General features: G+C 37.0%; 14 protein-coding genes. 2 read left to right on the forward strand and 12 right to left on the reverse strand.

What is annotated here, in order from left to right:
- Positions 1 to 30: 30 nt before the first annotated feature.
- The 3 genes from COJ96_RS01850 to COJ96_RS01860 all read right to left on the reverse strand — a co-directional run bounded on the left by COJ96_RS01850 (position 31) and on the right by COJ96_RS01860 (position 3536).
- Complete coding sequence (locus COJ96_RS01850; RefSeq protein ID WP_251458880.1) at positions 31 to 1401, reverse strand: NAD(P)-dependent oxidoreductase; 1371 nt, start codon at positions 1399 to 1401, stop codon at positions 31 to 33.
- Between the two features lie 635 nt (positions 1402 to 2036).
- Positions 2037 to 2843, reverse strand: a complete 807-nt coding sequence (locus COJ96_RS01855; RefSeq protein ID WP_098571299.1) for a uroporphyrinogen-III synthase — start codon at positions 2841 to 2843, stop codon at positions 2037 to 2039.
- Between the two features lie 12 nt (positions 2844 to 2855).
- Positions 2856 to 3536 (reverse strand): NAD(P)H-binding protein, encoded by a 681-nt coding sequence (locus COJ96_RS01860; RefSeq protein ID WP_098571300.1) that lies wholly within the window; start codon positions 3534 to 3536, stop codon positions 2856 to 2858.
- Between the two features lie 139 nt (positions 3537 to 3675).
- Here COJ96_RS01860 and COJ96_RS01865 point away from each other — a divergent pair, with 139 nt between their 5' ends.
- A complete protein-coding gene (locus tag COJ96_RS01865) occupies positions 3676 to 3975 on the forward strand; it encodes a hypothetical protein (RefSeq protein WP_098571301.1) in 300 nt (99 codons plus the stop codon).
- Positions 3976 to 4172: 197 nt separating this feature from the next.
- Here the strand turns inward: COJ96_RS01865 and COJ96_RS01870 are convergent, their stop codons facing one another.
- The 3 genes from COJ96_RS01870 to COJ96_RS01880 form a co-directional block, all read right to left on the reverse strand.
- Complete coding sequence (locus COJ96_RS01870) at positions 4173 to 4946, reverse strand: cobalamin-binding protein (protein WP_098571302.1); 774 nt, start codon at positions 4944 to 4946, stop codon at positions 4173 to 4175.
- 83 nt (positions 4947 to 5029) lie between these two features.
- Positions 5030 to 5632, reverse strand: a complete 603-nt coding sequence (locus tag COJ96_RS01875; protein ID WP_098571303.1) for a branched-chain amino acid aminotransferase — start codon at positions 5630 to 5632, stop codon at positions 5030 to 5032.
- Positions 5633 to 5742: 110 nt separating this feature from the next.
- The gene (locus COJ96_RS01880) at positions 5743 to 7284 is read right to left on the reverse strand and encodes a DHA2 family efflux MFS transporter permease subunit (RefSeq protein WP_098571304.1); all 1542 of its coding nucleotides are present in this window, start codon (positions 7282 to 7284) and stop codon (positions 5743 to 5745) included.
- 184 nt (positions 7285 to 7468) lie between these two features.
- On the opposite strand from COJ96_RS01880, the gene COJ96_RS01885 reads away from it, so the two are divergent.
- Entirely contained in the window at positions 7469 to 8389 is a 921-nt protein-coding gene (locus tag COJ96_RS01885; protein WP_098571305.1) for a TetR/AcrR family transcriptional regulator, read from the forward strand.
- An 8-nt stretch (positions 8390 to 8397) separates the two neighbouring features.
- On the opposite strand, the gene COJ96_RS01890 is transcribed toward COJ96_RS01885, so the two are convergent.
- The 6 genes from COJ96_RS01890 to COJ96_RS01915 all read right to left on the reverse strand — a co-directional run bounded on the left by COJ96_RS01890 (position 8398) and on the right by COJ96_RS01915 (position 12503).
- On the reverse strand, positions 8398 to 8793 hold the full coding sequence (locus COJ96_RS01890; RefSeq protein ID WP_180229946.1) for a hypothetical protein: 396 nt from the start codon (positions 8791 to 8793) through the stop codon (positions 8398 to 8400).
- Between the two features lie 161 nt (positions 8794 to 8954).
- The gene (locus COJ96_RS01895) at positions 8955 to 9647 is read right to left on the reverse strand and encodes an LrgB family protein (RefSeq protein WP_098571307.1); all 693 of its coding nucleotides are present in this window, start codon (positions 9645 to 9647) and stop codon (positions 8955 to 8957) included.
- Positions 9628 to 10008 carry a CidA/LrgA family protein gene (locus COJ96_RS01900; RefSeq protein ID WP_098571308.1) on the reverse strand — a complete coding sequence of 127 codons (381 nt, stop codon included), beginning with the start codon at positions 10006 to 10008 and terminating at the stop codon, positions 9628 to 9630. Before COJ96_RS01900 ends, COJ96_RS01895 begins: the two co-directional genes overlap by 20 nt.
- 247 nt (positions 10009 to 10255) lie before the next feature.
- Positions 10256 to 10735, reverse strand: a complete 480-nt coding sequence (locus COJ96_RS01905; RefSeq protein ID WP_098571309.1) for a PaaI family thioesterase — start codon at positions 10733 to 10735, stop codon at positions 10256 to 10258.
- A 272-nt stretch (positions 10736 to 11007) separates the two neighbouring features.
- Complete coding sequence (locus COJ96_RS01910; RefSeq protein WP_098571310.1) at positions 11008 to 11460, reverse strand: flavodoxin domain-containing protein; 453 nt, start codon at positions 11458 to 11460, stop codon at positions 11008 to 11010.
- The gene (locus tag COJ96_RS01915; protein ID WP_098571311.1) at positions 11457 to 12503 is read right to left on the reverse strand and encodes a ribonucleotide-diphosphate reductase subunit beta; all 1047 of its coding nucleotides are present in this window, start codon (positions 12501 to 12503) and stop codon (positions 11457 to 11459) included. Before COJ96_RS01915 ends, COJ96_RS01910 begins: the two co-directional genes overlap by 4 nt.
- Positions 12504 to 12507: the final 4 nt, after the last annotated feature.

Below are 12507 nucleotides of genomic sequence, written 5' to 3' on the forward strand. Positions count from 1 at the left end.
TTTTTCTCCTCTCTATTTTCATTTGAGATATTAGTTTGACATCCCTACGAAGGAAAATTGCTTATGAATCGCATAAGCAACATCTTTACCTTGTTGTGCAGCCGTAACAACCATGGCGTCACCATTGCCTTTTCCAAACACAACATCTCCGCAGGCAAATACTTTAGGGTTGGAAGTTTGTAAGGTTTCAGAGTCGACCTTGACTACCCCGCCATTATGCTCGATGCCGAACTCTTCAATCAGTTTGAGGTGTCTGGTCTGACCAATTGCTTTCACCACAGCATCGACCGGCAGGACATGCTCTGACCCCTCAATGGCTGTTGGACGTCGTCGACCATCTTTTTCAGGTTCGCCAAGTTCCATTTTGATACACTCAATGCCAGTCACCCTACCAGTTTCATCACCAATAATCTTTTTTGGAGCCGTCAACCAGCGGAATTCCACACCGTCCTGTTTGGCAAATTCATATTCAAAGTCGTAAGCGGTCATTTCTTCTTCCGTTCTTCGATATAAGATTTTGACGTTTTCTGCCCCTAATCGGACAGAACAAGTTGCCCCATCTATCGCGGTATTTCCGGCCCCAATGACAACAATGCGTTTTCCAACAAAATCTTCAGATAACTGACCGCTTTTGGTTGCTTTGACAAATTCAATCGCATCATATACACCCTCTAGGTTTTCACCTTCCACGCCAAGGTTTGGTACATGAGCCATACCTACTGCCAGGATAATATAATCAAAATTTTCCGTGATCTCTTCTACAGAAATATCCTTACCGACCAACGTGTTAGTTCTAATATCGACATTCAATTTCTCAACCTGTTCAACTTCCCAGAAGGAAATTCTTTGCGGTAATCGGAAAGATACAATTCCGTACGTATTTAAACCGCCCGCTTTCTCAGAACCTTCGAAAATTGTAACCTCGTATCCTAGCCTTGCCAGTTCTCTAGCTGCGGATAGTCCCGCTGGCCCCCCGCCGATGACAGCCACTGTCCTACCATTGGCCTGACCTGGTTGAAAAAGTGTTTGATTATTTACCATTGCCCAATCAGTAGCATATCTTTGTAAATTACCAATCATAATTGGTTTAGTAGAGTGATTCAGCACGCAAGCACCTTCACATAATTCTTCAGTAGGACATACTCGCGAACAACTTGCACCAACAGGATTGGATGACATGATTGTTTTGGCAGATCCTAATAAGTTTCCTGAAGCAATTTTTTTAATAAAAGTAGGAATATCAATACCTGTTGGACAGGCTTTAATACACGGAGCATCGTAACAATAGAGGCAGCGATTGGATTCTTCCACAGCCTCACGGTTTGTAAGCCCACTTTCCACTTCTAGAAAGTTTTTTTCAAGATTAGATAAGGAAATACGCTGCATTTTATCATTCGCCATAAAGAAACCTCCTTCATTTATATACCGATTTTTAAAACTTTTTGAAGGCAGAAAGTTGTCCTGTTTTTTTACTGAGATTAGAATGTAAGCGCTTTATAAATATGATACTACCAAAAAGGGACCAACTCCTTTTGTTCATATATGTATTTTGCAGAAAATTCTGCATCCTAATTTAATTTTACAGACTGTAAATAGGCATTTCACCTGACAATCTGTAAAAGAATGCATGCAATATATTAACCATTATGTAAAAAAGTAAGATGTCTCCTAAGAATGTAGAATCAGAGAGGGTACATTGATGTATGTAAGCATTAAAAGGAATATTGGATAAAGTTTTCATAGAGGGCAGGATTTTTTTGTATTCTTTTCTGATACTTTTTCAATTTAACATAATGATATCAAAAAAAATGTAATATTATATCGAATTGTCAATTTTTCTTACATACTTTATTTGGTGGCCTTGTAGAGTTTGATTACCTGAATTTTACATGTTTAATAGGACTTCCTCTCTCTTATAAAAACAAAATCTTTGATAAAGTATGAGTAAAAACTTCTCGACATTTTCTACTACTTAGGAATTCCGGTCTTTTAAAAAAAAAAAGTACCCACCTTAAAGGAGGTACACTTAAATCAGATTAATTCAAAAAATATTTAGCTAACTCGACCACCATAGCTCCCATTCTTTCCTTCTCAGGGACCACAATTCTTTCGATTCCCTCATCTTTTAAAGCTGCTTCGGTTACTTTCCCAACCGCACCAGCAACTACCTTTTTATTGAAAGCGGTCACGATATCTGCATAGATATTATGTTCTCTCGAGTATTCAAAAAGCGAGTGGACCTGGGTAGCTGTGGTAAAGCAAACCGCGTCACACTTATTGAACTGCAGTTCATGTATTAACCGAACTACTACCTCTTTATCTGGTGCAATATGCTGATATGGAAGAATTTTTTCTACAGTTGCCCCACGCTCTTCTAAAAATTTTGTTAACGCAGGTGCTGTTTCACCATGGAGTTGAACCATAACTCTTGTTCCCGAGAAATCAACGGATTCGAGTGCTAGTGCTAATCCTTTTGTTGTTCCATCCACATCGACCACAAGTGGTTTTAGATCATATTTTTTCAGTGCAGACAGTGTTTTGTATCCTCTCGAGGCGATCTTGGCCTCACGGATATTCTTTAAAAATAAATCACTTAATCCAAGTTTTGCAGCTAAATCCACAAGTGTTTCAAAGCCAATTCCAGTGGTGAAAATCACCCAATCCGCCCCATTTTCCACGAAATCACGTATATCTGGTTCTACTTCTTTCTCTGCTAAAAATACTGTCCCTTGAAGGGGTCGAACGAGAGGAACACCTCCTTGTTTTTCAATTAGTGTACTTATTTCTTCTATCTTTCGCGAACCACAGATAACGACTTTCTTTCCGGTCAAACCCTTTTCCATTGTACATACCTCTCAGACTAATTTTTCTTTTGCGATTTGTTCGATCTTATGCGAAGGATAAACATTCATCCCACTTTTACCAACTTTCGCTACTACTGCCATTGCCGTTGCAACGTTTTTAGCTTCAATGGCTTTATAAGGTCGTAATGGACCAACCATGAGTACATTGATAATGGCACTTGTTTTTGCGGCAATTTTTTCTCCGAAACGAAATTCTTTTCTGTCCCCTAATAAAAGTGATGGCCTAAAAATATGTAGAGATGGTAAACTTAAATTATCTAAAGATTCTTCCACTTTACCCTTTACTCGATTATAAAAAATACTTGATTTAGCATTTGCTCCCATTGCAGTGATAATAAGAAATTTCTCTACCTCACAAATTTTCGCTATTTTAGCTGCCTCGACCGGATATTCATAATCTACTTTTCGAAATGCTTCTTTACTTTTTGCTTTTTTAATGGTCGTTCCTAAACAGCAAAAAACGTCCGTTACCTGAAATAATTCTCGGTATGTATGAAGTTCCTCAAAATTAACAACATGCACTTCACATGTAGGATGATGACTTACAATTGGTCTTCGTACTAACAAATGGATTTTTTCATAGGTTTTTTGTTGGATGAGGATATTTACCAATTCTTTTCCTACTAGTCCAGTAGCACCTAGTATTAGCGCTGTTTTTCTTTTGTTTTCCATATCTAGACTCCTTTTATTCCAACCAACTGCCTTATTAAGATTATTACACAAACTTTGAATTAATAGGTGGATTTTTGTTCAATTATTTTCAGATTGGACATACTTATGAATGTGAATTTTTAATAAGGGAGGAACATATATGCCAAACGATTTTCAATTTAGTAATTTTATTAATGAGGTTTCACTGCAAACAAAAATGGAAAATGTGTGGAGTAATACCTGTGGGTCATGGCAAAATTGCAATGAAGACACCATCCAATCTTTCTTAGCTCAGTGCCTTGATTATAATATTGATCCACAATACTGTATGAGCTGGGTCGAGCAGCATAAGGATATCATACCTGATTGGACGAGTGTATCTGAAACCTCGCTGGGATGGATAAACGAACATACTTCAACAGGTTCGGCAATCTCGATTTCAAAGGAGGATCTTAGTTGAATTTTAGGGAGGGCTACTAATCCCTCCTTTTTCATTTTAGACGGTAAAATCATCTTTTGTAATCTTTTCATTTACCCTAATGAGGATAATTACACTCCTCTGGGAAATGAAAGACAGTTTTATTTACCGTTTAGTGAATTTTTATCTCCATATGGGCAATGAATGACCTGTTCATTTGCCCTAAACATCACAAGTATTCAGTGAATTCTATGGATTAACTCTACTAATCTTTCTAAACCAACAATGAGTCTTGGGGAGGGTCTGCAGTAGAGCTCTTCCTCAAGAATTATAATTCGATCATCACTTTCATATCCTAGTTTTTCAAATCCTTCACGCTTCTTAACAATACTTTTGTGGATTTTTTCTTTTCTCACTCCTACCCAAGCAAGACAAATGAAATCAGGTTCACGGCATAATACATCCTCCCATTCCGTTTGAACGCTTGCTAAATCCACATCCTGAAAAATATTCGCTGCTCCAGCAGCCTCAGAAATCTCCGTGAGCCAGTTTCTTTTACCTGGGGTAAAAATTGGCTTTGGCCACCATTCCCAGTACAATTTTGGCTTGTAATATTGATTTGCACTTCTCTGTTTAACTTTATCAAGGCGAAAACGAAATTGCCTTACTGCTTCTACTCCAAGTTTATGCTCTCCGAGTGCTTCAGCCGTTATCATTAAGTCATTTTCAATGTCTGTTAGTGATTGCGGATTTAACACAAGGTGTGGAATTCCACGTATCTGTAAAGCTTCCACATTTTTCTCCATCCCTGGAACACTTAAAGATGCAAGGACCAAATCTGGTTTTAATTCTTCAACCAAATCCATATTAATTGACAAATCAGGACCTAATTTAGGCAGACTTTCAATTGAAGCCGGCCAATCGGAAAAATCGTCGACTCCTACCAACATGTGTGTTAAACCGAGATATTCAATAATTTCTGTATTACTCGGGCATAAGGAAATGACTCGCATCTTTTAATATCTCTCCTCCCTATTTAGCGATTAATCATAAAACGCATGGATATCAATTACTATCCATGCGTCTTTGACCAAGTTTATTTCCGTTCACCTTCGACCGCTTCCACCAACTGAAATAAAAAGCGGTAAATGAGTTGAAATGCCTCACCTATGGTTAACTCTTCCTTGTAATCCTCGACAAAATTTAAGGCGAAATTCAAATTCCATAAGCCGTCATCTTGACTGAACATTAAATCAAATTTCGCTTCATCCCCGTTTAGGAGGCTATTTAAATTTTCCCTTAATGATTTTTCAAATTTCTTTTGCAGCTTTAAACCTAACATAACATCATAGGTCCCAAAGACATCATCTGCTTCTAAAGAAACAGCTTCGACACTTATTAAATCAAACCAATTTGATTCAACGTAAATAAACTCATTTTTATGCTTTTTTAAGTAATCAAGACGCTCATTTAAAAATGCTGATGATTCATTCTTCAACATGTTTTCTGTTTCTTTATCACACCGCTCAATGTATGCGTCAGCGAATCGGATACTCGCATCTTTCTCTGAAAGTTGAAGGTTTCCAGCTAGTTGGTTTTTTTCAGCATACTCCTTTTCTTCTTTAAAAAGTGTGATTGCCCCTGTCTTTTGATTGGATTGCCTTTCATCTATGTATTGTAGGATATGGTCTTTTATCATCTAAATTGCTCCTCCTTATTTTCACAGTTCCTTGTTCTCCTTATTCTACTATAAAATGAAAGGAAACAAAAAAATAGAGGTGACTTTATAGTCACCCCCATTATTTATGATTAATTTTCCGCTAATTTAGCCTTTACATTCTGTGTAGAAGGTTTTACATCCCCTGGATCTTCCGCTTGCTTCGCGCGTTTTATAAATAACGCTAGCACCAATGCAAGACCGGCGATGAAGACTGTAACAAAGAATGCATCATTTATACCCTCTAACATGGCCTTCATTTGAATATCATGCTGCATTTTTAATTGCATCGCTTCTGTAATTTTTACTGACGGATCTGCTGGCATTGCCTTTTTAGCTGCTGCAATTAATTCTGTTGCATGAGATTTCGCACGGTTTGTCATCACTGTGACCAACAATGCCGTACCAATCGCACCAGATACTTGAGACATCGTATTGTTCATCGCTGTACCGTGTGGATAAAAGCGAGCTGGTAACTGATTCAAACCGTTCGTTGTCACTGGCATGTTAACCATTGACATCCCAAACATGCGGATTGTATATAAAATAATTAAATGAGTATATGTTGTTTCAAGTGTTAATTTACTAAACATATAACTTGTTACCACAGTAATCCCTAAACCAATAATGGCTAACGTACGTCCACCAAATTTATCGAATAATTTCCCTGTTATTGGCATCATAATTGCCATTGAAATCGCACCTGGCAGTAACAATAAACCAGCATCTAAAGGAGAAATTCCTCGAATTGTTTGGACATAAATTGGTAAGAGGATCATCCCTGAAAACATCGCCATCGTAACAATCATAGAAATAGCAGATGATAAAGCAAACATTGGGTATTTATAAATCCGGAAGTTAAGAAGTGGTCGTTCTTGACTTAATTGACGAAGGATAAATATTACTAAACAAATAACACCGATTGCGAGGGTACCGTAGACCTCAAGACTATCCCATCCTTTTGTACCTGCTTTACTAAATCCATAAAGAATTCCACCGAATCCAACACTTGATAACACCACAGATAGGAAATCCAAGCGGATATCGACTTTCTCCTTCTTATCTTTAAGTAAGAAAACTCCAAGTAAAACAACAACAATCGCGATTGGTGTGACAAAATGGAAGAGCATTCTCCAGTCATAGTGTTCAATAATCCAGCCCGATAATGTTGGTCCAATGGCTGGAGCAAACATTAACACTAAACCAAAAACCCCCATCGCCATTCCACGTTTTTCAACTGGGAAACTGGTTAACATAACGTTCATTAACAATGGCATCATGATCGCTGACCCTGAAGCCTGAACCATTCGACCCGTTAATAATAATGGAAACGCATGGGCAAAACCTGCTAAAATGGTTCCTGCTGTAAACAAAATCATTGCAGCTAAGAATAACTGGCGAACAGAAAATTTTTGAATTAAGTAGGCTGATAAAGGAATGAGAATTCCGTTCACTAACATAAATCCAGTTGTCAGCCATTGAACTGTAGCTGCTTCAATCTCTAAATCCTTCATGATTGAAGGCAATGCTATATTAAGTAATGTGTTATTTAAGAAAGCAATAAAAGCTCCAACCATTAACACGGCAAGGATTCCGTACGGTGGTTTGCTAGTCTTTTTTATGGTTTGATCCATTAAATTTCCCCCTATAATAAATGTTCAAATTTTTATACCCCTGTTTCACACTTACATAATAATATACGCTCAGTTCAACTTTTGCAATTAAAAAAACCTGAAAAATTATGGATTTGTAATCATGTATTAAATAATGTACTATATTTTTATACTATTAGTACAATTTGAAATAAGTGGTGATTTTATGAATGACCGAAAACTGCATGTGGTAAATATGGCTCATCAATTATTTATCGAAAAAGGATTTCAAGCAACGTCTATTCAAGATATTTTAGACTATAGCGGGATTTCCAAAGGAACATTTTATAATTATTTTTCGTCTAAAAGCGAATTATTAATCGCTATTTATAAAACAATTTACAAGAAACTAGAAAAGGACCGAAACGATTTATTAATCGGTCAAAACCCGGCCAGTATTGAGATTTTCATTAAGCAAGTGGAATTACAAATGATTTCTAATAGGAAAAACAAATTACTTGCCCTTTATGAGGAAGTACTAGCATCAAATGACGCAGATCTCAAACAATACATCAAACGGGCGCGTTTAAATTCGCTTCGTTGGTATTACAATCGGTTTATCGACATCTTCGGTGAAGACAAAAAACCATTTCTCTTGGACTGTGCGATTATGTTTCAAGGGATAATCCAATATAATATTCAATACAATCGATTGGCCCATGAATCGGGTGAAAAAGTAAGTAGTGTGGTCCGCTACTGCGTCGCGCGAATGGTTAAAATGGTTGATGAAGTGGCTGAATCAGGGGATCAATTAATCGAACCTAAAACTTTAGAAAAATGGGTCCCTGATTGTCCAAAAAACAATCATGAAATATTAACCCAGTTGACGAAATTAGCCTTAACAATAAGGACGTCAATAACCAAGAGTATTAAGGATTTAAGTGAGCAAAACAAATACCATGAACTTTTAGATTTTATACAAGAAGAAATCATCCATACAAGATCCCCAAGAAAGTTTCTTATTCAAAGTGCCTTTCTATCTTTAAAGCAAAACCCAGCTTCACTTTGGAAAAAAGAACTTGAGCAGCTTGATGAACTGATTGAGGCTTTTTATAGTTCTAGTGAGTCGGAAGATACAAACCCCTAATCTAAGGATTAGGGGTTTGTATATGTAAGGCTTTTATTATTTGAAAAGCGTTGTTGAATTTCCCAAATAAAATAATTCCTAGAATATTGTTTTACAACTACGATTGCATCTTCACCATTTTTTGTAAATATAAGCCCTGATCCCATCTGTTCTTGAAACTTCCACCCTTTTGATTTCATATATTTTTTTACAACATTATAATGGCTATTTCCGTTACTTTCTGATAAGTATTTGCTTCGTTTCTCAGTTTTTGAGAAAAGTTCAAATTCAGAATCAGATAAGTGAAGCTTTATAGCAGAAATCATTAATGGGATGGGATTCCCCTCCTGAAAAAGTGCAGAACCAAAACTACTGACAACTATTACAGATCCTATGACCGAAACGATCACTAAGGTAATCGCCATTTTTCTAATCCACTCCACCCGTTCGCCTCCCTATATAACTCGTTATATAATTTGACGAGGGATGGATAATTTTGGTTTCGGATAGAAATATTACATTTTCGTTAAAATAGTTTTTAGGATGGACGGCTAATATTAAAATTTCCGATAAAATAGGATATTTTTTAAAGGTAAAGTTGTAAGAATAGGGGGATCATAACAGACATGACCAACGCAGAGGTAATCATAGCAATACTCCCCATGACCCCCTCTATTTCTCCCCATTCAAAGGCACGGTTGGCACCAATTGCTTGAGCAGATGTTCCTAACGCTAACCCCTTAGCAATTCTACTTCTAATCCTAGTTACATTTAAAAGAAAGGGACCAATCATTAATGAAAATATCGCAGATATACAGACAAATAAAATCGTCAGTGACGGAATCCCTCCTAATGTCTGGGATACTGATAAGGCAATTGGAGCAGTGACCGATTTTGGAATAAGAGACAACATTATTTCCTTATTCATGTGCAAAAACTTCGTCAACAAGATAATTGAAAATACACCCGTTAATGTGCCAGGCATGACCGCCCAGAAAATAATCAGGAAATTTTTCTTAATAATTCTCACATGTTTATATAAGGGAACTGCCAGTGACACGGTGGCAGTTCCTAATAAAAGGGAGAATAATCCTGTTCCAGATGAATATTGGGCCACTTGTACATGAGAAAGTGTCAATAAACACATGATGAACACTGTTACCGTATATAACGGATTTAACCATGGCTTTTTATAAGCTTTAAATACCTTATTCCCTGCTGCATAACTTATAACAGTTATGCCGGTACACAACAATATATTAGAGATTATTGTTCCCATTTTGTTTCCTCCATTTCCTTTTCGTTTCTAAATACTCAGCAATAAAAGCTGTCACAAGAAGAACAACCAAGCTGCTTGCTGCTAGGATGATGGCTAATTTGATTCCTTCTACTCTAAAAATCCCTGCAAAATGCCATACACCTATTATGAAAGGAATAAAAAAAAGTGTTATATGTTTAATATGCAGCTGGGCTGCTGTTTCGACCCATTGGAGCTTACATAAACCCGACACCAATGCAATAAATAAAAGTGCCATTCCAACAATACTTCCAGGGACAGGAAGTTCAAGCCAAGTAACGATCCTTGTTCCAGTTAAATATATAACCAATATTGTGAGAAACTGAGCAATAGTACGAACCATTCGGCTCACCCCCTGTTTTAAATTTAACCACCCATTTTTTTTATGGGTTCACAATTAATTTCTCTAACGTCAGTATTACACAACTATTTGAGTTTTTCTGTATACATGGAATAATTTCTAACATGAATTTTATTAAAGCGATTAAATTGTTGTTAGATAAACTTCCTTTTAATTCCGTGTTCCCGATGATTAATAAAAAACCGATTCCACGTAGTAGGAATCGGCTAAAAACTAAATATTTGACTATCTATTTAAGAAAGGATTTAGGCATGACTACAGCGACTACCTCGCCACGAGCACAGAGAATATCATTCGCATACACTTCTGTCTCAACCTTAAACTTTTTAGGATGTATTTCATGGACACTGCCGATTGCTTTTAAAGGGATCCCATGTGGAGTAGGCTTGAGAAAGTTCACATTTAGTGAAGCCGTCACAAACCTTGGGGGCTCTGTACCATCACCCGCTTCATGTCCATTTTTACGATGGAGTGCCAATGAAGCAGACCCTGTTCCATGACAATCTATTAATGAGGCAACAATGCCGCCATAAACAAAACCAGGAAGCGCTAAATGCTCTTTTTCTGGTGTAAAAATAGTTATAGTCTGATCACCCTGCCATCCAGTCCGAAAATGATGTCCCTCTTCGTTCAATCGACCACAGCCATAACACCAGGCAAAATCATCCGGATACTCATCTTGAATTGCATTTACAACCCTATCTTCCATTAAAATTCTCCCCCTTAAAAGAAAACGCTTTCATTCACATAATAGCACTGAAAAAATTATTAGGTCAACCAATTAACTAAATATTTGAAATATGAACTATTTTCACATGGTGCCTGACACCAACAGTCCTAAAATTAACCGGAAAGCAGTAAAGTATGTTGGATTTTTAATAGAAGGAATAGAGCAGTCATATCAATAAGGTTTATTGAAAGACCCCTTGTGTTACAAGAGGTCTTCAAACTCATTTAAAACTATTCAAACAACTTAAATGACTACACAATGGTTTGCTTCTGGTTTAACTGATCCATGAAAATACCAACAAACTTTCGACACCGCTCAATGTCATTCATTTGTAAATTCACCTCAATCTTAAGGGTGACAATTAATTTGGTGTGAACGTACAACATATCTCTAAATTCATCAACAGCGCCACAAAACTTCGGATAGCCACTATCTCCTGTGCCTACGATTCCCGTCATGGTCCTCTTCACATCCATTGTTTCGAAGGCACGATATAATTCCATCATTTCTTGAGGAATTTCCCCATTTCCCCAGGTATAGGTTCCAATCACAACGGCCTCGTAGTTGATTAGGTCTCTAATTTGAAATTCTTCTATCCGATAAAGAGTGACATCAATCTGTTCTACTAAAAATAACTTCCAAATTAAATGAACAACTTCTTCTGTATTCCCTGTTTTAGAAGAATATACGAAAGCAACTTTCATAATTCATCGAAACCGTTGGATTGTGTTACCTTAGCATAGGTCCTCGACTTCTGCTCAAAAAAATCGGATTTTGTTTCATTCATCATTTCATCACTGAAAACATGGATCCACGGCATCGGGTTTTCTCTCTCTTTAAATAAGTTCTGTAATCCAAGCTGGCGCAGCCGCTTATTGGCAAGATATTCGGTATATTTTTCATACTCGTCCAAGTTAATACCTTCTATATCCTTCAAAATCACATGGGCCCATTCCTTTTCCAGCTGGACTGCCTGTTCTACCGATTTATACACATAATCCATATTCGCTTCGGTATACAACTCCGGGTTTTCTGATAAGAGTATCCGGAGAAACTGTGCCATAAAATACGCATGCTGCATTTCATCTCGTTGGATATAACTAATCATCGTACTGGTCTTTAGCATTTTTTGCTGGCGGGCAAGATGATAGAAAAAAGCAAAACCAGCATAAAAATAGATACCCTCAAGATTTATAGAATTCACTCCAAGTTGAAATAAATGTTGAGGTGTTGGATTCTTTCTGAAACTTTCATAAGCATCTAAGATCAGGTTGTTTCTTTTTCGGACGAGGGGATCACTTTTTGCTTGATTGAACCTTTCTTTTTGTTCATGAATTGGTACAAGAGAACTTAATATGTACGAATAGGATTCATTATGCACCGCTTCCTGCTGAGCAATGACCGCAAAGATTGCTTTAAAACTAGAATCCGTCACATAGTCCATCACTTGAAACATGGTAGGTGTTTGCAGGCTATCTAATGAAGCGAGTTGTGTATTAATTCGCAGGAAAACATCTTGTTCTGTTGCACTAAGAAGATCCCACTGCTTAATATCATCCTGCATATTAATTTCTTGTGCTTTCCAAAAATTTGATAACAATGTTTGATATAAATCGTAGATCAGCGGGTAAGCAATATCATTCCAGTTGAGCAATCCAGATGATTGTCCGTTAATAATTCCAGTGGATTTATTAGGAAAATCAGGGTTTAGCAATTTAATTCTAGGCAGTGGTATGTGAATATCCATATAA

This window comes from Bacillus sp. AFS073361 (assembly GCF_002567005.1).
Lineage (GTDB): Bacteria > Bacillota > Bacilli > Bacillales > Cytobacillaceae > Neobacillus.

Bases quoted from the DNA above. Each gene is read 5' to 3' on its own strand.
- COJ96_RS01850 (WP_251458880.1), bottom strand. From the start codon at position 1,401: ATGGCGAATGATAAAATGCAGCGTATTTCCTTATCTAATCTTGAAAAA.
- COJ96_RS01855 (WP_098571299.1), bottom strand. From the start codon at position 2,843: ATGGAAAAGGGTTTGACCGGAAAGAAAGTCGTTATCTGTGGTTCGCGA.
- COJ96_RS01860 (WP_098571300.1), bottom strand. From the start codon at position 3,536: ATGGAAAACAAAAGAAAAACAGCGCTAATACTAGGTGCTACTGGACTA.
- COJ96_RS01865 (WP_098571301.1), top strand. From the start codon at position 3,676: ATGCCAAACGATTTTCAATTTAGTAATTTTATTAATGAGGTTTCACTG.
- COJ96_RS01870 (WP_098571302.1), bottom strand. From the start codon at position 4,946: ATGCGAGTCATTTCCTTATGCCCGAGTAATACAGAAATTATTGAATAT.
- COJ96_RS01875 (WP_098571303.1), bottom strand. From the start codon at position 5,632: ATGATAAAAGACCATATCCTACAATACATAGATGAAAGGCAATCCAAT.
- COJ96_RS01880 (WP_098571304.1), bottom strand. From the start codon at position 7,284: ATGGATCAAACCATAAAAAAGACTAGCAAACCACCGTACGGAATCCTT.
- COJ96_RS01885 (WP_098571305.1), top strand. From the start codon at position 7,469: ATGAATGACCGAAAACTGCATGTGGTAAATATGGCTCATCAATTATTT.
- COJ96_RS01890 (WP_180229946.1), bottom strand. From the start codon at position 8,793: ATGGCGATTACCTTAGTGATCGTTTCGGTCATAGGATCTGTAATAGTT.
- COJ96_RS01895 (WP_098571307.1), bottom strand. From the start codon at position 9,647: ATGGGAACAATAATCTCTAATATATTGTTGTGTACCGGCATAACTGTT.
- COJ96_RS01900 (WP_098571308.1), bottom strand. From the start codon at position 10,008: ATGGTTCGTACTATTGCTCAGTTTCTCACAATATTGGTTATATATTTA.
- COJ96_RS01905 (WP_098571309.1), bottom strand. From the start codon at position 10,735: ATGGAAGATAGGGTTGTAAATGCAATTCAAGATGAGTATCCGGATGAT.
- COJ96_RS01910 (WP_098571310.1), bottom strand. From the start codon at position 11,460: ATGAAAGTTGCTTTCGTATATTCTTCTAAAACAGGGAATACAGAAGAA.
- COJ96_RS01915 (WP_098571311.1), bottom strand. From the start codon at position 12,503: ATGGATATTCACATACCACTGCCTAGAATTAAATTGCTAAACCCTGAT.